The sequence below is a fragment of the Klebsiella sp. RCJ4 genome (assembly GCF_009025755.1).
Classification (GTDB): domain Bacteria; phylum Pseudomonadota; class Gammaproteobacteria; order Enterobacterales; family Enterobacteriaceae; genus Klebsiella; species Klebsiella michiganensis.
This window is the reverse complement of sequence record NZ_WCIN01000023.1, coordinates 11,367-37,495: the sequence shown is the minus strand read 5'-3', so window position 1 is coordinate 37,495 and position 26,129 is coordinate 11,367. Positions and strand designations below refer to the sequence as shown.

The 26,129-nt window shown below is 56.1% G+C and carries 17 protein-coding genes; 8 read left to right on the top strand and 9 right to left on the bottom strand.

What is annotated here, in order from left to right; all coding sequences use genetic code 11:
• Positions 1-2: 2 nt before the first annotated feature.
• The 6 genes from F8562_RS06575 to ubiG all read right to left on the bottom strand — a co-directional run bounded on the left by F8562_RS06575 (position 3) and on the right by ubiG (position 7,587).
• Positions 3-959 carry a LysR family transcriptional regulator gene (locus tag F8562_RS06575; protein WP_014230220.1) on the bottom strand — a complete coding sequence of 319 codons (957 nt, stop codon included), beginning with the start codon at positions 957-959 and terminating at the stop codon, positions 3-5.
• Positions 960-1,003: 44 nt separating this feature from the next.
• A complete protein-coding gene (locus F8562_RS06570) occupies positions 1,004-2,548 on the bottom strand; it encodes a GMC family oxidoreductase (RefSeq protein WP_014230219.1) in 1,545 nt (514 codons plus the stop codon).
• Between the two features lie 192 nt (positions 2,549-2,740).
• On the bottom strand, positions 2,741-2,995 hold the full coding sequence (yfaE, locus tag F8562_RS06565) for a class I ribonucleotide reductase maintenance protein YfaE (RefSeq protein WP_004104002.1): 255 nt from the start codon (positions 2,993-2,995) through the stop codon (positions 2,741-2,743).
• Positions 2,995-4,125, bottom strand: a complete 1,131-nt coding sequence (gene nrdB, locus F8562_RS06560; RefSeq protein ID WP_004852757.1) for a class Ia ribonucleoside-diphosphate reductase subunit beta — start codon at positions 4,123-4,125, stop codon at positions 2,995-2,997. Before nrdB ends, yfaE begins: the two co-directional genes overlap by 1 nt.
• 103 nt (positions 4,126-4,228) lie before the next feature.
• On the bottom strand, positions 4,229-6,514 hold the full coding sequence (gene nrdA / locus F8562_RS06555; protein WP_014839096.1) for a class 1a ribonucleoside-diphosphate reductase subunit alpha: 2,286 nt from the start codon (positions 6,512-6,514) through the stop codon (positions 4,229-4,231).
• A gap of 344 nt (positions 6,515-6,858) precedes the next feature.
• Positions 6,859-7,587, bottom strand: coding sequence for a bifunctional 2-polyprenyl-6-hydroxyphenol methylase/3-demethylubiquinol 3-O-methyltransferase UbiG (gene ubiG / locus F8562_RS06550; RefSeq protein WP_014230217.1), 729 nt, complete (start codon positions 7,585-7,587; stop codon positions 6,859-6,861).
• Positions 7,588-7,772: 185 nt separating this feature from the next.
• On the opposite strand from ubiG, the gene gyrA reads away from it, so the two are divergent.
• Positions 7,773-10,406 carry a DNA topoisomerase (ATP-hydrolyzing) subunit A gene (gyrA, locus tag F8562_RS06545; protein WP_004852752.1) on the top strand — a complete coding sequence of 878 codons (2,634 nt, stop codon included), beginning with the start codon at positions 7,773-7,775 and terminating at the stop codon, positions 10,404-10,406.
• A 130-nt stretch (positions 10,407-10,536) separates the two neighbouring features.
• The gene (gene rcsC / locus F8562_RS06540; RefSeq protein ID WP_094909349.1) at positions 10,537-13,383 is read left to right on the top strand and encodes a two-component system sensor histidine kinase RcsC; all 2,847 of its coding nucleotides are present in this window, start codon (positions 10,537-10,539) and stop codon (positions 13,381-13,383) included.
• Positions 13,384-13,427: 44 nt separating this feature from the next.
• Here rcsC and rcsB read toward each other — a convergent pair whose 3' ends face one another.
• Both rcsB and rcsD read right to left on the bottom strand, forming a co-directional pair.
• A complete protein-coding gene (gene rcsB, locus F8562_RS06535; protein ID WP_004103995.1) occupies positions 13,428-14,078 on the bottom strand; it encodes a response regulator transcription factor RcsB in 651 nt (216 codons plus the stop codon).
• A gap of 16 nt (positions 14,079-14,094) precedes the next feature.
• Positions 14,095-16,755 (bottom strand): phosphotransferase RcsD, encoded by a 2,661-nt coding sequence (gene rcsD, locus F8562_RS06530; protein WP_014230215.1) that lies wholly within the window; start codon positions 16,753-16,755, stop codon positions 14,095-14,097.
• A 771-nt stretch (positions 16,756-17,526) separates the two neighbouring features.
• Between rcsD and F8562_RS06520 the strand changes: the two genes are divergently transcribed.
• The 6 genes from F8562_RS06520 to mgtE all read left to right on the top strand — a co-directional run bounded on the left by F8562_RS06520 (position 17,527) and on the right by mgtE (position 24,912).
• Positions 17,527-18,645 carry a porin OmpC gene (locus F8562_RS06520; RefSeq protein WP_014230214.1) on the top strand — a complete coding sequence of 373 codons (1,119 nt, stop codon included), beginning with the start codon at positions 17,527-17,529 and terminating at the stop codon, positions 18,643-18,645.
• Between the two features lie 102 nt (positions 18,646-18,747).
• Positions 18,748-19,800, top strand: a complete 1,053-nt coding sequence (gene apbE, locus F8562_RS06515; protein WP_014230213.1) for an FAD:protein FMN transferase ApbE — start codon at positions 18,748-18,750, stop codon at positions 19,798-19,800.
• Positions 19,801-19,872: 72 nt separating this feature from the next.
• The gene (gene ada / locus F8562_RS06510; RefSeq protein ID WP_014230212.1) at positions 19,873-20,937 is read left to right on the top strand and encodes a bifunctional DNA-binding transcriptional regulator/O6-methylguanine-DNA methyltransferase Ada; all 1,065 of its coding nucleotides are present in this window, start codon (positions 19,873-19,875) and stop codon (positions 20,935-20,937) included.
• Entirely contained in the window at positions 20,937-21,587 is a 651-nt protein-coding gene (alkB, locus tag F8562_RS06505; RefSeq protein ID WP_014230211.1) for a DNA oxidative demethylase AlkB, read from the top strand. Before ada ends, alkB begins: the two co-directional genes overlap by 1 nt.
• Positions 21,588-21,663: 76 nt before the next feature.
• Positions 21,664-23,307, top strand: coding sequence for a multidrug ABC transporter permease/ATP-binding protein (locus tag F8562_RS06500; protein WP_014230210.1), 1,644 nt, complete (start codon positions 21,664-21,666; stop codon positions 23,305-23,307).
• A 168-nt stretch (positions 23,308-23,475) separates the two neighbouring features.
• Positions 23,476-24,912 carry a magnesium transporter gene (gene mgtE, locus F8562_RS06495; protein ID WP_014230209.1) on the top strand — a complete coding sequence of 479 codons (1,437 nt, stop codon included), beginning with the start codon at positions 23,476-23,478 and terminating at the stop codon, positions 24,910-24,912.
• Here mgtE and F8562_RS06490 read toward each other — a convergent pair.
• Positions 24,875-26,122, bottom strand: coding sequence for a SulP family inorganic anion transporter (locus F8562_RS06490; protein WP_014230208.1), 1,248 nt, complete (start codon positions 26,120-26,122; stop codon positions 24,875-24,877). The two genes, mgtE and F8562_RS06490, sit on opposite strands and share 38 nt — an antisense overlap.
• Positions 26,123-26,129 lie beyond the last annotated feature (7 nt).

Genomic DNA, 26,129 nt, shown 5'->3' with positions numbered 1-26,129 from the left:
CATTAATCAGGGGCGCTTGCGCCCCTGTTGCAGAGGGGCAGCAGCCCGGCCAGTCGTAGCTGTTTTTCCCACTCTGGCTCTGGCCCCAGCTTTTCCGCAACCTCGTTGACCAGCGCCTGAATCACTGGCGAGGCGCGACGCGTCTGGCGATACAGCGCCACAATGTTGCCACCCTCCGGCTGCCAGTCGGGTAAAATAATTTTTAGCTCTCCCCGCACGATCGCTTCAGCGCCTAAAAATAGCGGCATGACCACAATCCCAAGCCCCATTCTGGCGGCCTCCAGCAGGCTGAAGGCGTTATCCGAACGCAGACGATTTTTGACCCGCCAGGTCTGGCGCTGCCCGTTATGCAGCAACTGCCAGCAGCCCCCCGGCGCGCGATGGGTATATAGCAGCCCGTCATGCTGCTCCAGTTCAACAGGATGCAAAGGCGTGCCCCGTTGCGACAGATAGTCCGGGCTGGCGCAGAGCCAGGTCAGGTTGCGCGCCAGCGTTCGGGCGATGAGCGTTGAGTCCGGGACGAGGCCGAGGCGGATGGCGATATCAAAGTCGGGCTGGTGCATATTGATCTGCCGGTCCTCCGTCGCGATATCGAGAGACAACCCCGGATGGTCGCGGATAAAACCGGCCAGAATTGTCGATAGATGAGTGGTCATAAACGTATGCGAGGTGGCAATCCGCAGCCCGCCCCGAAGCTCGCTGCGTGACGGGGCCACCGCCTCTTCTGCCAGCGTGACTTCGTCAAGCAGCCGTACGCACTCCTGATAAAATAGCAGGCCCGCCTCCGTGAGGCTAAGCCGTGGCCCGCGCTCCAGTAAGCTGGCGCCAAGCCGTTTCTCCAGCATCTTGACGCGCTGGCTGACTACCGATTTTGATGTCCCCAATTTTGCCGCCGCGCCGACAAAGCTCAGAGACTCAACAACCGAAATAAACGTGCTCATTTCCACGAACTTGTTCACACAGGCGCTCCTTTTTCGGGTCTTGCGGTTGACTATGCCTCGTTCTATGCGCCAGAAAAACGGCTGGCGAGATATTCTGCCGCCATGATCGCATCCGGATTGGTCGCCTGAGAGGGAACGTCCGGGAACAGCGAGGCATCGACGACAAACAGCCCGGCAATACCGAAAACTTTCCCGCAGGCGTCCACGACGGCGATGGGATCGCTTTCGTTCCCCATTGGCGCAGTCGCGCTGAGGTGCAGGTTACTTTTCACCGTCTTACGCTGTTCTTCTGCTATCTGCTGGTCTGTTTCTGCCAGTGTACCGCCTTTTACCATCGGGACTTCGCCAATCACCAGCGCCTGTAGCGGACCTTCCTGCACCAGCGCCCGGGATAATTTCACCGCTTCGACCATTCGCGTGACGTCGCGCTCGTCACCCAGTAAATTGAGATCGATACGGGGGCCGAGCAGCGGGTTGCGGCTCGCCAAAGTCAGACGCCCGCGGGCAAAGGGGCGCGCCACGGTGAAAAAGAGCTGGAAACCCGCACCATGTGGAAATAGTTCAGGATCGACGAAGTGGTTATTGCTGATATAGAGATCCAGTTCGTTGGCTGCCGCCAGCGAAGATTGCGTCCAGAGCGTTGTGCCTATAGGGGGATAACTGGCATGCTTAGCGGACGTTGCCAGCATGATCCCGTTCACGGGTTGTTCCTGCAAGTTGCGCCCAACGGGGAGATCCTGTTTCACCGTGATCTCCAGATGGCGTAAATCGTCCGCAGGGCCAATGCCGGAGCGCAACAGAATCGCTGGCGTACCGGCCGCGCCGGCGCACAGGAATACGTTGTCGGTAGCGATCTGTGTTCCGTCCGCCAGCTGTATGCCGTTCACGCGCGAACCTTCAATCAACGCTTTATCCACGACCGTCATGCCGACAATCGACAGATTCTTGCGCGCGCGAACGTCTGCCGTCAGGTAGACCATGGCGGTATTTTGCCGGATGCCGTTGACAACATTGACCGGGTAGACCGCGACGCCGTGCTGCTGCGCGCCGTTGATATCGTCAACGGCGGCGAAGCCGTGAGCGCGGCAAGCATGATAAAACGCCTGGCTTGCCGGGCTGAGCGTTTCCAGCGCCGGTAACCGCACCGGAACCGGGCCGTGGCGACCATGCCAGCGATCGTCGCCATAGTCGGCGTTTTCAAGCCGTTTGAACCAGGGTAAAACCTTATCGAACGACCAGTCGCTCAGGCCGCGCTTGACCCAACGGTCAAAATCAGATTTGGGGGCGCGAACAAACGCGCCGGCATTGATCGTTGACCCGCCGCCAAGTACTTTTGCCCGCAGATGACCGGCCGTGTGATCGGTTCCCGTTGCTACCCCGCGCTCCCAGACGTAATCGCCGCCACCAACAGAGTGGCTGTGCGCCAGCTCGTCCGGCCAGGCATCAGGGGCGAAAACGGGGCCACCTTCCAGCAGCGCTACCTGGCAATCGGGGTTCTCACTCAGACGTGCGGCGAGTACCGCACCCGCCGAACCTCCACCGACCACGATGACGTCGTATGCTTTTTTCAGTCCGTTGGCGCAGTTTTCCTCTTTGACGGAAGCCATTTTTTATCTCCTCATGAATGTCGTGACGCAGAGCATCAGCCAGCGTTGCTGCGATCATTGCTGATGGCTTTATCCGGTGGCTTATACAGGTAGAGTAGGCGGAGTGGGGGGAGGTGAACAGGGATAGGAAGACGAACCCAGGGTTCGTAAAAAACGAACCCTATAAAGAATGGGAATGCGTTTCAGGCTGGCTTACATTTCGATTTCGATATCGCCTTTTGCCCGGCAGCAGCAGGGCAAAATCTCTCCCGGCTGGACAAACGCCAGCGGCTCGGTGAGCCAGTCAACCTGACCGGAAACCAGACGCAGACGACACGATCCGCAGTATCCTTCGCGGCACTGATACTCCACGTCGATATTGTGCGATTCCAGGGCCGCCAGCAGGGAGGGATGTTCATCCTGACACTCAAGGCGAGTGTCAGAAATCTTCAAGAAAATGCGTTTCATCAGAGCTGGAAGTTGCTCAGATCGTCAGCGTCGACTTCGGAATCGATCTGCCCGACCAGATAAGAGCTGACTTCCACTTCCTGCGGCGCGACCTGCACGTTATCGGACACCAGCCAGGTGTTGATCCACGGGATCGGGTTGGAGCGGGTCTGGAACGGCAGATCGAGACCTACCGCCTGCATGCGGATGTTGGTAATGTACTCAACGTACTGGCAGAGAATATCTTTGTTCAGGCCGATCATCGAACCGTCGCGGAACAGATAATCCGCCCACTCTTTTTCCTGCTGCGCCGCCTGCACGAACAGGTCGTAGCACGCCTGTTTGCACTCTTCGGCGATTGAAGCCATCTCCGGATCGTCGACGCCGGAACGCAGCAGATTCAGCATGTGCTGAGTGCCGGTCAGGTGCAGCGCTTCGTCGCGAGCGATCAGGCGGATAATCTTGGCGTTACCTTCCATCAGCTTGCGCTCGGCAAAGGCGAAAGAGCAGGCGAAGCTGACGTAAAAACGGATGGCTTCCAGCGCATTCACGCTCATCAGGCACAGGTAGAGTTTCTTTTTCAGCTCGCGCAGGTTCACGGTAATGGTTTTACCGTTCACGCTGTGGGTGCCTTCGCCCAGCAGATGCCAGTAGCTGGTCAGCTCAATCAATTCATCGTAATAGCTGGAAATGCCTTCCGCGCGTTTCTGAATCTGCTCGTTGGTGACGATATCGTCAAATACCATCGCCGGATCGTTAACGATATTGCGGATGATATGGGTGTAGGAGCGCGAATGGATGGTCTCCGAGAACGCCCAGGTTTCCACCCAGGTTTCCAGCTCCGGAATTGAAATCAGCGGCAGCAGGGCGACGTTCGGGCTGCGGCCCTGGATGGAGTCCAGCAGCGTCTGATATTTCAGGTTGCTGATAAAAATGTGTTTTTCGTGTTCCGGCAGCGCCTGATAGTCGATACGGTCGCGGGAAACGTCAACTTCTTCCGGACGCCAGAAGAAGGAGAGCTGTTTTTCAATCAGCTTTTCGAAGATGTCATATTTTTGCTGATCGTAGCGGGCGACGTTCACCGGCTGACCGAAGAACATCGGCTCTTTGAGCTGGTCATTTTTCGTCTGTGAAAAGGTGGTGTATGCCATGAGTGGGGATCCTGTCCTGGAATTATACGCCGGGCGGCGCTTCGCTAGCCCGACCTACATTAGACCGTAGGCCCGGCAGGCAACGCGCCGCCGGGCAATATTATCAAATCTTACATGCGCCGCTTTCGCAGCCGTCGTCCTGGATGGACGGCGCCAGGTCATCCTGGGCATCTTCCGCGCCATCGCGCGTGTTGTGATAGTACAGCGTTTTGACGCCGAACTTATAGGCATTGAGCAAGTCTTTCAGCAGCTGCTGCATCGGCACTTTGCCAGACGGGAAGCGCGTCGGATCGTAGTTGGTGTTAGCAGAAATCGACTGGTCGATAAACTTCTGCATAATACCGACCAGCTGCAAGTAACCGTCGTTGTTCGGCATTTCCCACAGCAGCTCGTAGCCGTTCTGCAGTTTTTCGTAATCCGGCACCACCTGGCGCAGGATACCGTCTTTCGACGCTTTGATGCTGACGTGACCGCGCGGCGGCTCAATGCCGTTGGTGGCGTTGGAGATCTGCGAAGAGGTCTCGGACGGCATCAGCGCGGAGAGCGTGGAGTTACGCAGGCCGTGCGTTTTAATCGACTCGCGAAGCTGCTCCCAGTCGTAATGCAGGGATTCGCTGACGATAGCGTCCAGGTCTTTTTTGTAGGTATCGATCGGCAGAATGCCTTTCGCATAGGTGGTTTCGTTAAACCACGGGCACGCGCCTTGCTCGATCGCCAGCTCGTTAGAGGCTTTCAGCAGGTAGTACTGAATCGCTTCGAACGTTTTATGCGTCAGGTTGTTAGCGCTGCCGTCAGAGTAGCGTTTACCGTGCTTCGCCAGATAGTAGGCAAAGTTAATCACCCCAATACCCAGCGTACGACGGCCCATCGCGCCGCGTTTGGCCGCCGGGATTGGGTAGTCCTGGTAATCCAGCAGGGCATCCAGCGCGCGAACGGCCAGCACCGCCAGCTCTTCCAGCTCATCAAGGCTATCGATAACGCCGAGGTTGAAAGCGGACAGGGTACACAGCGCAATTTCACCGTTTTCGTCGTTTACATCTTCCAGAGGCTTGGTCGGCAGGGCGATTTCCAGGCACAGGTTGGACTGGCGCACCGGCGCGACAACCGGGTCAAACGGGCTGTGGGTGTTGCAGTGGTCCACGTTCTGGATGTAGATACGGCCGGTGGAGGCGCGTTCCTGCATCATCAGCGAGAACAGTTCTACCGCTTTAATGCGCTGCTTGCGGATGCTGTCGTCCTGCTCGTATTGGGTGTACAGGCGCTCGAACTCGTCCTGGTCGGCGAAGAACGCATCGTACAGGCCCGGGACGTCGGACGGGCTGAACAGGGTGATATCGCCGCCTTTCAGCAGACGGGTGTACATCAGCTTGTTGATCTGTACGCCGTAGTCCATGTGACGAACGCGGTTGGCGTCGGTACCGCGGTTGTTTTTCAGCACCAGCAGGCTTTCGACTTCCAGATGCCACATCGGGTAGAAGAGGGTCGCCGCACCGCCGCGGACGCCGCCCTGGGAGCAGGATTTCACCGCCGTCTGGAAGTGCTTATAGAACGGGATACAGCCGGTATGGAAAGCTTCACCGCCGCGAATCGGGCTACCCAGCGCGCGGATGCGGCCGGCGTTGATGCCGATACCGGCGCGCTGAGAGACGTATTTCACAATGGCGCTGGAGGTGGCGTTAATAGAATCCAGGCTGTCGCCGCACTCGATCAGCACGCAGGAGCTGAACTGACGGGTCGGGGTACGCACGCCGGACATAATCGGCGTCGGCAGCGAGATTTTGAACGTCGACACCGCGTCATAGAAACGCTTGATGTAGTTCAGACGCGTCTCGCGCGGGTAGTTGGAGAACAGGCAGGCGGCAACCAGAATGTACAGGAACTGGGCGCTTTCATAGATCTCACCGGTGACGCGGTTCTGCACCAGATATTTGCCTTCGAGCTGCTTAACCGCAGCGTAGGAGAAGGTCATATCGCGATCGTGCTCGATGAACGAGTCCATCTGCTTGAACTCTTCTTCCGTGTAGTCTTCCAGCAGATGAGTATCGTATTTGCCGTTTTTCACCATTTTCGACACGTGGTCGAACAGCGCTGGCGGCTCAAACTGGCCGTAGGCTTTTTTACGCAGGTGGAAAATCGCCAGACGGGCGGCGAGATACTGGTAATCCGGCGCCTCGCGGGAGATAAGGTCCGCGGCGGCTTTGATAATGGTTTCGTGAATGTCGGCGGTTTTGATGCCGTCATAGAACTGAATGTGGGAACGCAGTTCTACCTGGGAGATGGATACGTTATTCAGCCCTTCTGCCGCCCAATCCAGCACGCGGTGGATTTTATCGAGATTGATGCGCTCGGTGCTACCGTCACGCTTTGTCACCAGCAGACTCTGATTCATGTGGATTATACCTGTCCGTGAAAGAAAATATCCCCCACTTATCCACAGAACGCCGTTGTGACTAACTCTGTGGATAAATACTATATGTAGGGGGTGGTCGATAAAAGAAACGCTATATGGTGAGTATTCTAGTAAGGATTCTTTTGAGTACAAGAGTTGATTTTGACGTTAAATTGAGGTTGCGGAAGGGTAATAATCGCCAAGTCCACGCCACATAAGGCCTGGAGAAGATGTCAATAAATCAGAAAAAAAAATGAAAATTTGATCGAGTGCTGATTTCTTCATCGGAAGAAAAAATCACGCGGCTTGATGCCGCGCAATCATCATAGGAAATACAGCTGACGTTATGCTTTTTTCGCCGTTGTATGCAACATATAGTTAACATCCACCCCTGGTGCCAGCTTGAAGGTATTGGTCAACGGATTGTAATGAAGACCGGTAATATGCTGCTCTTTCAGAATTGTCTCATCTACCCAGCCGATCAGCTCCGCGGGCTTGATGAATTTCTTCACGTCGTGGGTTCCCTTCGGCACCATTTTCATGATGTATTCGGCGCCGACGACCGCCATCAGCCACGCTTTACCGTTGCGGTTAATGGTTGAGAAGAACACCTGACCGCCAGGTTTGACCAGCCGCGCGCACGCGTGGACGACCGACTGCGGATCCGGGACGTGCTCCAGCATCTCCATGCAGGTAACGACGTCGTACTCTCCGGCGTGCTTCGCCGCGTGCTCTTCAACGGTTTCCTGGACATATTCGACCTGAATGCCGCTCTCCAGGGCGTGCAGTTTCGCCACCTGTAGCGGTTCGAAGCCCATATCCAGACCGGTCACCGCTGCGCCTTCCCGGGCCATGCTTTCCGCCAGGATGCCGCCGCCGCAGCCGACATCAAGTACTTTTTTGCCAAACAGGCCGCCGGAGCGCTCCGCGATATAGCCGAGGCGTAGAGGATTGATGCGATGTAACGGCTTGAATTCGCCCTCTAAATCCCACCAGCGCGAGGCGACGGCTTCAAATTTAGCGATTTCATTATGATCAACATTGTGGGCCACCGACGGTTTTTCGGCATTCATGGGCGCTTTTACTCCTGTTCAGTTCAGACCCGCGAGTATATCAGGCCTCAGGGATGAATAAACCGTCTATCCCTGTCGCCTTTCGCCGCGCGAAAATCATTGGGTATAGGTTTACCCGTATCACCGCGGCTGTGTTATAATTTGCGACCTTTGAATCCGGGATACAGTAGAGGGATAGCGGTTAGATGAGCGACCTTGCGAGAGAAATTACACCGGTCAACATTGAGGAAGAGCTGAAGAGCTCCTATCTGGATTATGCGATGTCGGTCATTGTTGGCCGTGCGCTGCCGGATGTCCGAGATGGCCTGAAGCCGGTACACCGTCGCGTACTATACGCCATGAACGTATTGGGCAATGACTGGAACAAAGCCTATAAAAAATCTGCCCGTGTCGTTGGTGACGTAATCGGTAAATACCACCCTCATGGTGATACTGCCGTGTATGACACCATTGTACGTATGGCGCAGCCATTCTCCCTGCGCTATATGCTGGTAGATGGCCAGGGTAACTTTGGTTCGGTCGACGGCGACTCCGCCGCAGCGATGCGTTATACGGAAATCCGTATGTCGAAGATCGCCCATGAGCTGATGGCCGACCTCGAAAAAGAGACGGTGGATTTCGTCGATAACTATGACGGCACGGAAAAGATCCCTGACGTTATGCCGACCAAAATCCCGAACCTGTTAGTCAACGGTTCGTCAGGTATCGCGGTAGGTATGGCGACCAATATTCCGCCGCACAACCTCACCGAAGTGATCAACGGCTGTCTGGCCTACGTTGAAAATGAAGACATCAGCATTGAAGGGCTGATGGAACACATCCCAGGTCCGGACTTCCCGACCGCCGCGATCATCAACGGTCGCCGCGGCATTGAAGAGGCCTATCGTACCGGTCGCGGTAAAGTGTACATTCGCGCGCGCGCGGAAGTGGAAGCTGACGCGAAAACCGGCCGCGAAACCATCATCGTGCATGAAATTCCGTATCAGGTGAACAAAGCGCGCCTGATTGAGAAAATCGCCGAGCTGGTCAAAGACAAACGCGTCGAAGGCATCAGCGCGCTGCGCGACGAGTCCGATAAAGACGGTATGCGCATCGTGATTGAAGTGAAGCGCGATGCGGTGGGTGAGGTGGTGCTGAACAACCTCTATTCGCAGACCCAGCTCCAGGTCTCCTTCGGTATTAACATGGTTGCTCTGCACCATGGTCAGCCGAAGATCATGAACCTGAAAGAAATTATTGCCGCGTTCGTGCGCCATCGCCGCGAAGTGGTGACCCGTCGTACGATTTTTGAACTGCGTAAAGCCCGCGATCGCGCGCACATCCTCGAAGCGCTGGCGATTGCCCTGGCCAACATCGATCCGATTATCGAACTGATTCGCCGCGCGCCGACCCCGGCGGAAGCGAAGGCTGCCTTAATCGCCCGTTCATGGGATCTGGGCAACGTTTCCGCGATGCTGGAACGCGCCGGCGATGACGCCGCCCGTCCGGAATGGCTGGAGCCCGAGTTCGGCGTACGCGACGGCCAGTACTACCTGACTGAACAGCAGGCGCAGGCGATTCTGGATCTGCGTTTGCAGAAGCTGACCGGCCTTGAGCATGAAAAACTGCTCGATGAATACAAAGAGCTGCTGGAACAGATCGCGGAACTGCTGCACATTCTGGGCAGCGCCGATCGCCTGATGGAAGTTATCCGCGAAGAGCTGGAGCTGGTCCGTGAACAGTTCGGCGACGCGCGTCGTACCGAGATCACCGCGAACAGCGCGGATATCAACATTGAAGACCTGATCAACCAGGAAGATGTTGTCGTGACCCTTTCGCATCAGGGCTACGTGAAGTATCAGCCGCTGACCGACTACGAAGCCCAGCGTCGTGGCGGTAAAGGTAAATCTGCGGCGCGTATCAAAGAAGAAGACTTCATCGACCGCCTGCTGGTGGCCAACACCCACGATACGATCCTCTGCTTCTCCAGCCGCGGTCGTCTCTACTGGATGAAGGTTTATCAGCTGCCGGAAGCCAGCCGCGGCGCGCGCGGCCGTCCGATCGTCAACCTGCTGCCGCTGGAAGCCAACGAGCGTATTACCGCGATCCTGCCGGTCCGCGAATACGAAGAGGGCGTGAACGTCTTTATGGCGACCGCCAGCGGTACCGTGAAGAAAACGGCGCTGACTGAATTCAGCCGTCCGCGTTCCGCCGGTATTATCGCGGTTAACCTCAACGAAGGCGACGAGCTGATTGGCGTCGATCTGACCTCCGGTCAGGACGAAGTCATGCTGTTCTCCGCCGCCGGTAAAGTGGTGCGCTTTAAAGAGGACGCCGTCCGCGCGATGGGCCGTACCGCCACAGGCGTGCGCGGCATCAAGCTGGCCGGCGAGGACAAAGTGGTTTCTCTGATCGTTCCGCGCGGTGAAGGTGCGATCCTGACCGTTACGCAGAATGGCTACGGTAAACGTACCGCAGCTGAAGAGTATCCTACTAAGTCGCGTGCGACCCAGGGCGTTATCTCAATCAAAGTGACCGAACGCAACGGTTCCGTTGTGGGCGCGGTGCAGGTTGATGACTGCGACCAGATTATGATGATCACCGACGCGGGCACGCTGGTACGAACCCGCGTATCTGAAGTGAGCATTGTCGGTCGTAACACTCAGGGCGTGATCCTGATTCGTACTGCGGAAGATGAAAACGTGGTCGGCCTGCAGCGCGTGGCTGAGCCGGTTGATGACGAAGAGCTGGATGCCATCGACGGCAGCGCGGCGGAAGGCGACGAAGATATCGCGCCGGAAGCGGATACTGACGATGACATCGCCGAAGACGAAGAGTAATTCTCTGCGGTAATTGTCTGAAAGGGTCGGGGCTCTCCCCGGCCCTTTTTGTTTTCCCGTTGCGGGACCGTTGTTTTATCGTTACCTTAACGCCATTCTGTTGAGCCCCTGACGGCCGAGCATCGCCACATTGAAATATCTAGCTTCTTTCCATAACACGTTAAAGGTTTCACGCTATCTGTTCAGAGCGCTGGCGATACTGCTGTGGGTGCTGGTCGCTTTTGTTTCGGTGTTTTACATCGTCAATGCGTTGCACGATCGCGAATCGGAAATTCGCCAGGAATTTAACCTCAATGCCGATCAGGCGCAGCGCTACATACAGCGTACGGCCGATGTGATCAAAGAGCTGAAATACGTTGCCGGCAACCGGCCGATGGACGGTAGCGAAGGCGGCGATACGCCGGTGCAGCGCGGTGATATTACGATCCCTGATTTTGAACCGCTCTACCCGGATTCCGACTGCGCGCTGATGAGTACGACCTGGCGTAACTCGCTGCAGTCACTGGCGTGGTTTATGCGCTACTGGCGCGACAATTTCTCAACGGCCTACGACCTCAATCGTATTTTTATGATTGGTAGCGACAATCTGTGTATGGCCAACTTCGGCCTGCGCGATATTCCGCTGGAGCGGGACCAGGCGTTAAAAGTGCTGCATCAGCGCATTGAGCAGTATCGCGACGCGCCGCAAAACGAGCGCGGTAACAATCTGTTCTGGATAAGCCAGGGCGTGCGTCCGGGCGTTGGCTATTTCTATGCGCTGACCCCAATCTATGTGGCGAATCGCCTGCAGGCCATGCTTGGCGTAGAGCAAACCATCCGCATGGAAAGCTTCTTTACCCCAGGCAGTTTGCCGATGAACGTGACGATTCTCGACGATAGCGGACAGACGCTGATCTCGCTTGCCGGGTCGGATAGCAATATTAAACCGGATGCGAAGTGGATGCAGGAGCGTCTGTGGTTCGGCTATACCGCCGGTTTTCGCGAGCTGGCGATGAAAAAAAGCCTGCCGCCGTCATCGTTGAGCATTGTCTATTCGGTGCCGGTGGATCAGGTACTGGAACGCATCCGGATGCTGATACTGAACGCCGTGGTGCTCAATCTGCTTACCGGCGGGCTCCTTTTTGCGCTTGCCCGCATGTATGAACGGCGGATTTTTATTCCGGCTGAAAACGACGCCCAGCGCCTCGAAGAGCACGAGCAGTTCAACCGAAAAATCGTTGCCTCCGCGCCGGTGGGGATCTGTATTTTACGTACGATCGACGGCACCAATATCCTGAGTAACGAGCTGGCGCATAACTATCTCAATATGCTAACCCATGAGGATCGGCAGCGGCTGACGCAAATTATCTGCGGCCAGCAGGTGAACTTCGTCGATGTGCTGACCAGCAACAATACCAATCTGCAAATCAGCTTTGTCCACTCGCGCTACCGTAACGAGAACGTGGCGATTTGCGTGCTGGTGGATGTCTCTGCGCGCGTCAAAATGGAAGAGTCGCTGCAGGAGATGGCCCAGGCCGCCGAGCAGGCCAGCCAGTCGAAATCGATGTTCCTTGCCACCGTCAGCCACGAACTGCGAACGCCGCTGTACGGGATTATCGGTAACCTCGATTTATTGCAGACCAAAGAGCTACCGAAGGGCGTCGATCGTCTGGTGACGGCGATGAACAACTCTTCCAGCCTGCTGCTGAAAATTATTAGCGACATCCTCGATTTCTCGAAAATTGAGTCCGAACAGCTCAAAATTGAGCCGCGGGAGTTTTCGCCGCGCGAGGTCATGAACCATATTTCCGCCAACTATCTGCCGCTGGTGGTGCGGAAACATCTCGGGCTGTACTGCTTTATTGAACCTGACGTACCGCAGCTGATGTCCGGCGATCCGATGCGCCTGCAGCAGGTTATTTCAAACCTGCTGAGTAACGCGATTAAGTTTACCGATACCGGCTGCATTATCCTGCACGTAGAGCGGGCGGAGGATTATCTGCGCATCAGCGTACGCGATACCGGGGAAGGGATCCCGGCGAAAGAGGTCGTACGCCTGTTTGACCCGTTCTTCCAGGTGGGGACCGGCGTGCAGCGCAATTTCCAGGGGACCGGACTCGGTCTGGCGATTTGTGAAAAGCTTATCAGCATGATGGATGGCGATATTGCCGTTGAAACCGAGCCTGGTATGGGCAGCCGCTTCACTATTCGTATCCCGCTTTATGGCGTACAAAATACGCCGTCGCCGAATATTGATGGCCTGGCGGAAAAATGCTGCTGGCTGGCGATTGATAACAGCTCGCTGGCGCTGTTCGTCGAGCAGTTGCTGAAATACCACGGTATTCCGGTCCGTCATTTTGCCGGGCAAGCGCCGGGCGCGGAGGATATTCTGTTGACCGATAGCGAGACGCGTAACGCCTGGGACGGCTGCGCGATGGTGATCTTCTCTCGTCGGCATATCGGTATTCCGCAGGAGCGGGCGCCCGGCGAGTGGCTGCATAGCGTGGCCACGCCGCAGGAGCTGCTGCCGCTGCTGGCCCGCATCTTCCATATTGCCATGGCCAGTACGGAAAACGGCCCTGCGCTATCCGCGGCGGATGCGCAAACCGCCAGCAATGATGACATGATGATTCTGGTGGTGGACGATCATCCGATTAACCGACGTCTGCTGGCCGATCAGCTGGGATCGCTGGGCTATCAGTGCGTGACGGCAAATGACGGGGTCGATGCGCTGAATGTCCTGAGCAAGCAGCATATTGATATCGTGCTCAGCGACGTCAACATGCCGAATATGGATGGTTATCGCCTGACCCAGCGCATTCGCCAGCTAGGGCTTACGCTGCCGGTTATTGGGGTGACCGCCAACGCGCTGGCGGAGGAGAAGCAGCGCTGCCTGGAGTCCGGTATGGACAGCTGCCTTTCAAAACCGGTCACTCTGGATATTATCAAGCAGACGCTGACGGTCTACGCCGCGCGGGTACGTAAGGGCAGGGAATAAAAGATGTTTCCCGGATAGCGCCGCGCTATCCGGGAAGAGAGACGTTAGTCTTTGTCCGTTGAGCTCAGGGAAACGGAAGAGAGGTAGTTGAGCAGGGCGATATCGTTTTCCACGCCGAGCTTCATCATCGCCGATTTTTTCTGGCTACTGATGGTTTTGATACTGCGGTTGAGCTTTTTGGCTATCTCGGTGACCAGGAAGCCTTCGGCGAACAGACGCAGTACTTCACTCTCTTTGGGCGACAAACGTTTGTCGCCGTAACCGCCGGCGCTGATTTTTTCCAGCAGGCGCGAAACGCTTTCCGGGGTGAATTTTTTGCCTTTTTGCAGCGCGGCGAGCGCCTTAGGCAGATCGGTCGGCGCACCCTGTTTCAGGACGATCCCTTCGATGTCCAGATCGAGAACCGCGCTCAGGATCGCCGGGTTGTTGTTCATTGTCAGTACAATGATTGACAGGTCCGGGAAATGACGCTTGATGTATTTAATAAGCGTAATGCCATCGCCGTATTTATCACCGGGCATCGATAAATCGGTAATCAGGACGTGTGCGTCCAGTTTAGGCAGATTGTTAATTAATGCGGTGGAGTCTTCAAACTCGCCAACAACGTTCACCCACTCAATTTGTTCAAGTGACTTACGAATACCGAACAGTACGATCGGATGGTCATCGGCAATAATTACGTTCATATTGTTCATGTATTAGGCTACCTTGCTACAGCAAGCTCTTGACGTAAACGTCAATGTCGCTGATATATTTTTCTATGCCTTGCGCATCTTTTTCACGAATCAGATGCTCAAGCGTTTCACATAACTGCTTGCCGGGTACCAGATTTAGCATAGCAAATGCCCCTTTGAGGCGGTGGGCGGTTTGCGCCAGCGCGGCGAAATCGCCCGTCGCCAGTTCATTATACAGCCTCTTAACATCATCTGGTACCGTGTCAGCAAACAGCGTGTAATAGCCGCTGGCATGCAGTTCGGCGTTACTTTCATTCCCGGGAGAGGATGGCTGCTCCTCTTCCTCAGCAAGCTGCTGCTCAATCAATTGTAGGATAGCTTCCTGCAGCGCAGCGCTGATATTAAAGTTTACGCGGAGCTGACCAGGACCAATCTTATGAACCCGGGCTTCATCATCGCTTAAAAGCAAGCCCGAAGCAGTAAGATTAGACGGATTATCCGTTAAAAAGAGATCATATTGTTGACTTGTGATTCTGTCATCCGGAGTGATGCAGGTAGCTCCCCAGCTCTCCAGCTGACGGGTCACGATACGGCGGACTTCATTGGCGGTCACATCAAGCATGATCACCACTTCATCCAGCAGATGTTCACCCGAATCACTCTCCTCCGCGCTGGCGGCCATTTTTAGATGCAGGGAGTAGCGGGTACCCAGCGATTCGCGCGCTTTGATATTGAGCTGTCCGCCGAGCTTGCGCGTCAGGCGATCGCAGAGCCAGAAGGTGAGGGCGTTGGCTTTGCCGTAAAGGTCTGCCTGCGTATCGTTGAGGAATGGAAAGTGCATATTGTCGATTTCGTTCGCCGAAACCCCGTTGCCGGTATCCAGAATACGGAAGGTCAGACGATCGTCCGCGGATTCATCTTTACTGACTTCCAGGGTTATTTTGCCAATAGGCGTGGTGGTCACCGAGTACTGAATCAGCAGTAAAAGGGTGCGGCGCAGGGCGTCGCGATCGCCGTAGCGCTGCTCATTGGCCGGTAGCGAGTTGTTAATCAGCAGCTGCAGACCTTTACGTTTGATGATGGGCAGGACTTCAGGTACCACTTCATCGATCAATTCCTGAATTGAGAACAGGTCCTGAACGCTCTTCCAGCTATCGCTCTCCAGCAGGTTTGCCAGCTCTATTTCATCAACCAGCTGTACCAGTTCATCGGCATGCTGGGCCAGCCTGCGGCTTTCGGCCATGCCGAGCACAGCAGCTTCTTCCGCCAGCGTTTGCGCCGGCTGTTTCAGCGCCGTGCCGATATGCTGCATAAACGCCGTACGGCCCTGCTGGTTTTTCTCATACAGGCGCTGGGCCTGCTTGAGTTTCTTATTCACCAGCACCTCGCGGTCCTGATCGCGAATAATAAAGATTTGCGTGCGCGGCGACACCTGGCTGCGGAACTGACGGATTTCATACAGTTCATTGTTCACCGTCGCCTGAATCACGCCCTGGTGCTGATCGGCCATGTTGATGATGTTTTGCAGATTCAGATGCGGCAGCAGATGATCGGCAATCGGATTGCTGATCACCGTCCGGTTAGCTTCCTGATCGTGCACCAGCAGCCCCAGCGGCAGCAGAGAAACTATCTCTTCGTGAATGGCGCGCTGGGCGCGTAATTCACTATTGGCGGCCGAGGAAACGGCCGTCCCCACGATGCTTTTGCGGCCGCTGTAGTGACGGAAGGTGGTAAATCCGAACAGCGCCAGCGCCAGCAGGCCAATGTTCAGCAGCAGCGGCAGTAAAATACTCTGCAAGGACTCCAGAATCAGCTCGCTAAAGGGCACCATCCAGACCAGGCGCATACCGGTGGTATTAATCGTGGTGATAATTTCAATCTGCGGGCCGTTAAAGTTAATGCTGACGATGTCGGCGGTTTCTTTATCCGGATTGGCGCTGACGTTCTGCGACGGATCGGGCTCCAGGCGGAAACTCTCCAGCGACATACTGGGAGGGATGAGATCGTTAATGGGCAGATCGAAGGCCACAACGGTCGCCAGGTGGCCGGGCTGGTTAAAGGTGGTGCGTAACGTAAAGTAGTAGCCGTTTTGCCAGGCGAGGTGGCGCAGCGACGAAAACGTCTCGCGTTCATCTAACGTGTTGGCCTGCAGCAGCATTTCTGCCCGTCGTGATTCAACGACGCTGCTGATGGTCGACTCTTTGAAGCTGGAGGAGAGATCTTTTAACGGCAGCGTTGAAACCAGAATCAGGCTGTTATCCAGGCCGTTAAGGTAATACATCGACCAGGGAATAGTCTCGGCGCCCCACAGGATATCGAGATAGTTGGAGATTTTTTGCGTCATTTCCAGCGTTGAGCTGTCATGGGAGCCAAAAATCAGCGCTTCAGTTTTGCGCCGGGGTTTCTCAAGGTAGTAAACGTCCTGCTTTAAACGCGTCTCTTGTAACCCTGTTTCTGCGGCTGAACTGGACGAGGTCGCGGCAATGTTGTCATAGATTTGCCAGGTGGCGTAGCGCCAGGTATCAATGCGTTTATGTAAGTCGTAGCTGACATCGACAACCTGGTAGCTTTTATCTTTTAGCCAGGTGTTAACGGCGCTTTGGATCATGACCCCCATCGTCGCCAGCAGGACGATGACCATGAGAATAAAGAAGCGGGTAATGTTGCCGGGTATCAGGGAAAATTTTTTCGGGGTCATCGTGTGAGAGTACGACTCATCAGTATGTGTAAACGGACTGTTGCACCAAGTTAACCGGGGGCAGCGCAGATGCTATGAACAGTATAAAGGTTAACGTCCAAAATCCATACATCTGAATACTATACAACGACTTTTTTGCCTTGAGATTTATCCCAAACCCGCGCGGCGAGCAAAGATGTACGGCCCGAGTGATTTTGTACAATTATTTACGGATTGACTAACGGAAATAGCACTAAATAACAAGAAATTATATAAACAGCCTTGAGTTTATTCGCAAGCTGTTTGATTAATAACCGTTATTTTTTTCGCCGGTAGCATAGAATAATTAAAGATGTGTAAAGAAGGGTAAAAAAAACCGGATGCGAGGCATCCGGTTGAAATAGGGGTAAACAGACATTCAGAACTGAATGACGGTAATAAATAAAGTTAATGATGATAGCGAGGGTAATTTTAGTCGCAGACGAGAATTTTGTTTTACCATTCAGTGCTATAGATATGTAACCGTGTAACTCATTGACAGGGATTAAAAATTTTTATTTTTTGATTATTAGTGCTTATTTCACTACCCATTTAGGACCGAAAAAAAGTTCCCTCATATTTACAAATTGAAACATCTTGTGGGTATTTTGAAACATCTTAGAAGTTTTAGTATCATATTCTTGTTGGATTATTCCTCGTTTTGCAGCACAATGAAATAGCCGACTGATTAGAAGGGTAATCAGTAAGCAGTGGCAATAATAAAAGGCATATAACAAACAGAGGGTTAATAACATGAAAGTTAAAGTACTGTCCCTCCTGGTACCGGCACTGCTGGTAGCAGGCGCAGCGAATGCGGCTGAAGTCTATAACAAAGATGGCAACAAATTAGATCTGTACGGTAAAATCGACGGTCTGCACTATTTCTCTGACGACAAATCTTCCGATGGCGACCAGACCTACATGCGTCTGGGCATCAAAGGCGAAACTCAGATCAACGACCAGCTGACCGGTTACGGCCAGTGGGAATACAACGTTCAGGCTAACAACACCGAGAGCTCCAGCGATCAGGCGTGGACTCGTCTGGCATTTGCTGGTCTGAAATTCGGCGACGCGGGTTCTTTCGACTACGGTCGTAACTACGGCGTTGTCTACGACGTAACTTCCTGGACTGACGTTCTGCCGGAATTCGGCGGCGACACCTACGGTTCTGACAACTTCCTGCAGTCTCGCGCTAACGGCGTGGCAACCTACCGTAACTCTGACTTCTTCGGTCTGGTTGACGGCCTGAACTTTGCTCTGCAGTATCAGGGTAAAAACGGCAGCGTAAGCGGCGAAGGTACTTCCCCGACCAACAACGGTCGTGGCGCTCTGAAACAGAACGGCGACGGTTACGGCACCTCTCTGACCTATGATATCTACGACGGTATCAGCGCTGGTTTCGCGTACTCTCACTCCAAACGTAATGGCGATCAGAATAACCTGTCCAAAGGTCGTGGTGACAACGCTGAAACCTACACCGGTGGCCTGAAATATGACGCCAACAACATCTACCTGGCGACTCAGTACACCCAGACCTATAATGCTACTCGTTTCAGCGGTAGCGGTGATTCTGACTCCATCAGCGGTTTTGCTAACAAAGCGCAGAACTTCGAAGTGGTTGCTCAGTACCAGTTCGACTTCGGTCTGCGTCCGTCCGTGGCTTACCTGCAGTCCAAAGGTAAAGACATCGAAGGTTTCGGCGATCAGGATCTGCTGAAATATGTTGATGTAGGCGCGACCTACTACTTCAACAAAAACATGTCCACCTACGTTGACTACAAAATCAACCTGCTGGACGACAACGAGTTTACCCGTCGTGCCGGTATCTCTACCGACGACATCGTTGCACTGGGCCTGGTTTACCAGTTCTAAGCACGCTGAAGTTTGAAAAAAGGCGCCGATGGCGCCTTTTTTTATGCCCGGTTTAACCTTGCTGGTGTACTCTTTGCGCCTTAGCCAGAGGAAGCCAATTTTATGGATATCACTTTTTTCCGCGCCGCCCTGTTCGGCGCCTGCGTATTACTTTCAGGCTGTGATTCAGCCACCACTCCCCAGACGCCAAAATCCGCCGCCACCGTGCTGGAGGGTAAAACCATGGGCACATTCTGGCGGGTTAGCGTCATCAACGTTGATGAGTCGAAGGCCGAGGCGCTGCGCCAGAAAGTTCAGGCTCAGCTGGATGCCGACGATCGTCTGCTTTCCACCTGGAAGAACGATTCAGCGTTGATGCGCTTTAACCATTCGCCGGGCACCTCGCCGTGGCCGGTCAGCGAGGCGATGGCGGATATCGTGACGATGTCGCTGCGCATTGGCGCAAAAACCCATGGCGCCATGGATATCACCGTCGGGCCGCTGGTCAATTTATGGGGCTTTGGCCCGGATAAACAGCCGGTCAAAACGCCGGATGCGCAGCAGATTGCCGCGGCGAAAGCGCGCAGCGGATTACAGCATCTGACGGTGATCAACCAGGCCGGCAAGCAGTTTCTGCAAAAAGATATTCCGGATCTGTTTGTCGATCTCTCTACCGTGGGTGAAGGCTACGCCGCGGATCATCTGGCGCGCCTGATGGAGCAGGAGGGGATCTCGCGCTACCTGGTCTCGGTGGGCGGCGCGCTGGCGAGCCGGGGAATGAATGCGGAAGGGCAGCCGTGGCGGGTGGCGATCCAGAAGCCAACCGATCGCGAAAACGCGGTACAGGCGATCGTTGATATCAACGGCCACGGCATCAGCACCTCCGGCAGCTATCGCAACTACTATGAGCTGGACGGTAAGCGCATCTCGCACGTTATCGATCCGCAAACCGGGCGGCCTATCGATCATAAACTGGTTTCGGTGACCGTTATCGCCCCAACGGCGCTGGAGGCCGACGGCTGGGATACCGGGCTGATGGTGCTGGGGCCGGAAAATGCGCGTGACGTAGTACGCGAACAGGGGCTGGCGGTCTATATGATTATCAAAGAGGGGGACGGGTTTAAAACCTGGATGTCGCCGCAGTTCCGCACTTTCCTCGTTGGCGAGAAAAATTAAAGCGCAAGATTTCGGGTTTTTGATGACGGACTTCGGCCCACACTGAAGATACACTTACAGCAGGAGTCCGTGATGAAAACGATAATGATTGATACCGATGAGCGCCGCTGGCAGGCGGTATGCGAACGCGATGCCAGCGCTGATGGTCAGTTTGTCTTTGCCGTGCTGACCACCGGCGTCTGCTGCCGCCCCTCCTGCCGCTCGCGCCGCGCGCTGCGGGAAAATGTTCGCTTTTATCCTGATGTGGCAACCGCGCAGGCGGAAGGCTTTCGTCCGTGCAAACGCTGCCAGCCGGAAAAAACCGATCCGCAGCAGCAGAAGGTAGAGAAAGTGGCTGCCGCGTGCCGTCTGCTGGAGCAGGAGACGCCGTTAACGCTGGAAGCGCTGGCACGCCAGCTTGCGGTCAGCCCCTTTCATTTTCACCGCCTCTTTAAATCCGTCACCGGAATGACCCCTAAAGCCTGGCAACAGGCGTGGCGAGCTCGCCGTTTACGCGAAGCGCTGGGGCAGGGGGAGAAAATTACCGATGCGGCGCTCTCTGCCGGTTTTCCGGATAGTAGCAGCTACTACCAGCAGGCTGACGCCGCGCTGGGAATGACCGGCCGCCAGTTTCGCCGCGGCGGGGGGGATATTGATATTACCTGGGTATGCGGTGACGGTCCGCTGGGGCGCTGTCTGGTGGCTGAGAGTGAGCGGGGCGTGTGCGCCGTGCTGCCCGGAGAGGACGACGCCTTGCTCTATGCGGAATTAGCCAGCCTGTTCCCCAATGCGCGGCTGCATCCGGGCGACGAGATTTTTCGTCAGCGGGTGGCGCAGGTATTTTCCCATCTTGATGACCACCGGCAGCCGTTTTCCCTGCCGTTGGATCTGCGCGGCACGGCGTTTCAGCTTCAGGTCTGGCAGGCGCTGCGTCAGATCCCGGCGGGGGAGACCCGCAGCTATCGCCAGGTCGCGCAAAGTATTGGCCGCCCCCGCGCGGTGAGGGCGGTGGCAAGCGCCTGCGCTGCGAATAAACTGGCGCTGGTTATTCCCTGTCATCGGGTCGTTCGCGAGGATGGGGCGCTATCCGGCTATCGTTGGGGTACGGCGCGCAAGGCGCTGCTGCTGGCGCGAGAAGCGTCATCCGAGGAGAAATAATGCTCGATCTTTTTGCCGATACGCCGCCCTGGCAGGAGCCGCTGGCTCCGGGGGCGATAATTTTGCGCCGCTACGCCCGAGAGCGCGCGCCGGCGCTTTTGCAGGCAATCAGCGAGATTGCCTGCCGTTCGCCTTTTCGCCAGATGGTCACCCCCGGCGGCTATACCATGTCGGTGGCGATGACCAACTGCGGCGAGCTGGGCTGGACCACCAACCAGCACGGCTATCTTTATGCTGCCGACGATCCGCTGACGGGCAAGCGCTGGCCGCAGATGCCGTCGCTTTTCCGCGAACTGGCCGCAGAAGCGGCGGCGGCGAGCGGCTATGCGCGCTTTACCCCGGATGCGTGTCTTATCAACCGCTATCAGCCGGGAACGAAGCTGTCGCTGCATCAGGATAAAGACGAGCAAAACCTGCGAGCGCCGATTGTTTCCGTCTCTCTGGGGCTTCCGGCGATATTTCAGTTTGGCGGCCTGCGGCGTAACGATCCGCTGCGGCGGGTGCTGCTGGAGCACGGCGACGTGGTGGTCTGGGGCGGCGAATCGCGGCTGTTTTACCACGGTATTCAACCGCTGAAAGAGGGCATCCATCCGGCTACCGGCGGCTGTCGTTACAATCTCACTTTCCGCCTGGCGGGTAATAAAGAATAAAAATAAGAATTATTCTTGCTGTCATCGTCGAGCAGTTTAAACTGCTGGCTGTTTTTGCTTGCCCGGATTACGCGTTATGGAACTTCTTCTTCTTGTCTGGCGCCAGTATCGCTGGCCGTTTATCTCCGTCATTGCCCTGAGCCTGCTGAGCGCGGCGCTGGGTATTGGGCTTATCGCCTTCATTAACCTGCGCCTGATAACCCTTGTCGATACCTCCCTGACGGTCCTGCCGGAGTTTCTCGGGCTGTTATTGCTGTTGATGGCGGTCACCCTCGGCTCGCAGCTGGCGCTGACCACGCTCGGCCACCATTTCGTTTACCGCCTGCGCGGCGAATTTATAAAGCGCATCCTTGATACGCAAATCGAGAAGATCGAGAAAATCGGCAGCGCGTCGCTGCTGGCCGGGCTAACCAGCGATATCCGCAATATCACCATTGCCTTCGTGCGCCTGCCGGAGCTGGTACAGGGGATTATTCTGACCTTTGGCTCCGCCGCTTATCTGGCCTGGCTGTCAGGAAAAATGATGCTGGTTACCGCCCTGTGGCTGGCGTTGACCATCTGGGGCGGATTTATGCTGGTATCGCGGGTTTATAAGCATATGGCGTCGCTGCGCGAAAGCGAAGATAAGCTGTATCACGACTACCAGACGGTGCTCGAAGGTCGCAAAGAGCTCACTCTCAACCGCGAGCGCGCCGAATATGTGTTTACTCAGCTCTATCTGCCGGACGCGCGCGAATACCGGCACCATATTGTTCGCGCCGATACCTTTCATCTGAGCGCGGTCAACTGGTCGAATATTATGATGCTGGGCGCGATTGGCCTGGTCTTCTGGATGGCCAACAGCCTGGGCTGGGCCGATACGGCGGTGGCGGCGACCTACTCGTTGACCCTATTATTCCTGCGCACGCCGCTGCTCTCGGCGGTAGGCGCGCTGCCCACTCTGCTCAGCGCGCAGGTGGCATTCAACAAGCTGAATAAGTTTTCGCTCGCGCCGTACCGCGCTGAGTTCCCGCAGCCGCAGGCGCATCCCCACTGGCAGACGCTCGAGCTGCGCGACATCACCTTCCATTATCCTGACAACAGCTTTGCGGTCGGGCCGATCAACATGACCCTCAAGCGCGGCGAACTGGTCTTTCTCATCGGCGGTAACGGTAGCGGGAAATCGACGCTGGCTATGCTGTTGACCGGTTTGTATCAGCCCCTTTCCGGGCAGATCCTGGTTGACGGGCAGCCGATGGCGGCGGATAAGCCGGAAGATTACCGCAAGCTGTTCTCGGCGGTGTTTACCGACGTCTGGCTGTTTGACAGACTGCTGGGGCCGGAAGGGAAGGCGGCTGACCCGACGCTGGTGGAGAAGTGGCTGGGTTATCTGCAGATGAACCATAAGCTACGGCTCGACGATGGCAAAATCCTCGACCTGAAGCTGTCAAAAGGGCAGAAAAAGCGCGTGGCGCTGCTGCTGGCGTTAGCGGAAGATAGAGATATCATCATGCTGGATGAATGGGCGGCGGATCAGGACCCCCATTTCCGCCGTGAGTTCTATCAGGTGCTGCTGCCGCTGATGAAGGAGATGGGTAAAACCCTCTTTGCTATAAGCCATGACGATCACTACTTTCAGCACGCCGACAGGCTGCTGGAAATGCGCGGCGGTCAGCTTTCTGAGCTGACCGGAAATGAGCGCGAGCTGGCGACCCGCGACGCGGTCGCCCGTACCGCCTGATCGCTTTACGCCGTCCCGGAGGCGCCAGCCGACCTCCGGGCTTCCCGCAGGCTGCTGTTTTTTCCGTCGACTGAATTCATAGCGGTTATTATTTCCGCCTCCTCGCGCTATGCTTAAGGCTTCCGGCCTGCTGGTCTGACAGATATTTTTACAAGGATTGCCTGACCGATGTCCGTTTTGCATAAAAAAAGCGCCAGATTGCGTGACGAAGAGCGCGCCCGCCTCATTTGGCTCCTGAGCACCGATAAAGCCGTCACATCCTCGCTGCTGGGTAAATTAACCCTCGCTGAACGTTACGATGACAGCACGCTTGCCGACGATCTGGCGGAAGTGGAGATGCTGGTTTCCCACCTGCCGCCTCCGGACCTTGCCGATGCGCTCGAAGCGCTGCCTTACGATGCGCGCAACGCGCTCTGGCGGCTGGTCGCTGATGATAAGCGCGGTGAAGTGCTGCTGGAGGCATCGGAAAGCGTCTGGGGCGACCTCATCGAGGAGATGAGCGATCACGACCTGCTGTTCGCGCTGCAAAATCTCGATATTGATGAACAGGTCTACCTGCTGCAGCACCTGCCGCGCGATCTGACCGGACGTTTGCTGGCCACGCTGCCCGCGGATAAGCGCGCGCGTATTCGCCAGATGATGCGCTACGCCGACAATACCGTCGGCGCGATCATGGAGTTTGAAGTCATTACCGTTCGTCCGGAAGCCACTCTCGCGGCGGTACAGCGCTATCTGCGGCGACTAGGGAAAATGCCGGAGAACACCGACAAACTGTTTGTGACCACCCGCAATAAGCTGCTGCTCGGCGAACTCGAGCTGCAAACCATTCTGCTTAACGATGCGCAGAAGCGGGTGGGGGAAGTGATGGAAGGCGATCCGGTGACCTTCCAGCCGCACGAGGACGCGGAAAAAGTCGCGCGTACCTTTGAACGTGATGACTTACTCAGCGCGGCGGTGATTGATGCCGACGGCAAGCTGATGGGGCGCTTAACCATCGATGAGATCGTTGACGTGGTCTACGAGGAGACGGATAACGATCTACGCCGGATGGGCGGCCTGAGCAACGATGACGATGTGTTTGCCCCGGTGAGCAAAGCGGTGAAGACCCGCTGGGCCTGGCTGGCGGTCAATCTGTGCACCGCCTTTATCGCCTCCCGCGTTATCGATGGTTTCGAGCACACCATTTCGCAACTGGTGGCGCTGGCCTCGCTGATGCCGATTGTCGCCGGAATCGGCGGTAACACCGGTAACCAGACGATCACCATGATCGTGCGGGCGATGGCGTTACAGCATATTCAGCCGGGAAGCTTTTCGTTCCTGATCCTGCGTGAGATGGGCGTCGCGCTGATCAATGGGATCGTCTGGGGCGGGATTATGGGGGCGATCACCTGGTGGCTGTACGACGATCCGCAGCTGGGCGGCGTAATGACGCTGGCGATGATGCTCAACCTGTTGATGGCGGCGATGATGGGGGTGATTATCCCGATGGTGATGGTCAAGCTGGGACGCGACCCGGCGGTCGGCTCCAGCGTGATGATTACCGCTATTACCGACACCGGGGGATTCTTTATTTTTCTTGGGCTGGCGACGCTTTTTCTGATGTAGCCTGCGCTTGAGTGCGCAGACGGCGAGGGATCAGGGCCATTGAGAGCAGGCCTGCCAGAACGCCGATTGCCAGATTGCTGGTACCGACGGTCGCGCCGACGGTCACCAGCATCACCAGCGTTTCCGGCCACGGATTGCGCGCCAGCTCCGCCGGACGAATGCTGTGCCAGCTAAAGGTTTTTACCGCCACTATCACCATCACGCCGGCGAGCACGGCCATCGGGATTCTCGCCATCACTTCGCTTAACGCGGTTACCAGCAATAGCAGTACCAGGCCTGCGGCAACGGTCGAGACACGGCTGCGCGCTTTGCCCATTTCAACGTTAACGATGGTCTGACCGATCATCGCACACCCGGCGATGCCGCCGTAAAACCCGGCGAGAATGTTGGCGACGCCCAGACCGGCGCTCTCGCGCGCCTTACTGGAAGGGGTGTGGGTCAAATCGTCTACCAGCTTCGCCGTCAGAAGCGACTCCATCAGGCCGACAAAAGCGATGCTCAGCGCGCAGGGCCAGATGATGCGCAGCGTGGTTAAGTCGAGGGGCACCATCAGGCTGGTTAACCCCGGCAGTCCGCCGCTCATGGAGCCTTCGTCGCCGACGGTCGGCAGCAGCTGGCCGCTGAAAACGGTAAACAGCGTCAGCAGAACGATAGCAATCAGCGGAGAAGGGATCGCTTTAATAAAGCGCGGCGCCCACAGGACAATCAGCAGCGTCAATACGAACAGGCCGATAATCAGCGGCTGCTTGCTCCAGAAATGCGGTACCTGAGCAAAAAAGATGAGAATACCCAGCGCGTTAACAAAACCGGTCATCACCGGCTGCGGGATAAAGCGCATCAGGCGCGCCATGCCGCATAGGCCAAACAAAATTTGAATAACGCCTGCCAGCACGACCGCCGGCAGAATGTAGCCGACGCCGTATTGGTGCACCATGGGCCCGATAACCAGCGCCACCGAGCCGGCGGCCGCGGTGACCATCGCCGGCCGGCCGCCGAGGACCGACATCGCCAGGCACAGTACCACGGAGGCAATCAGGCTAACTTTCGGGTCAACGCCAGCGATGACGGAGAAGGAGATGACTTCGGGGATCAGGGCCAGCGCGGTGAGCACGCCTGCCAGCGTTTCACGCGTCAGCAGCGCGGGCGAGCGCAGTATCTGGCCTAATGCGCCAGCGTGACCAGAGGTAGCGGAATCGGAAACTGGGGGCATAAAAAAA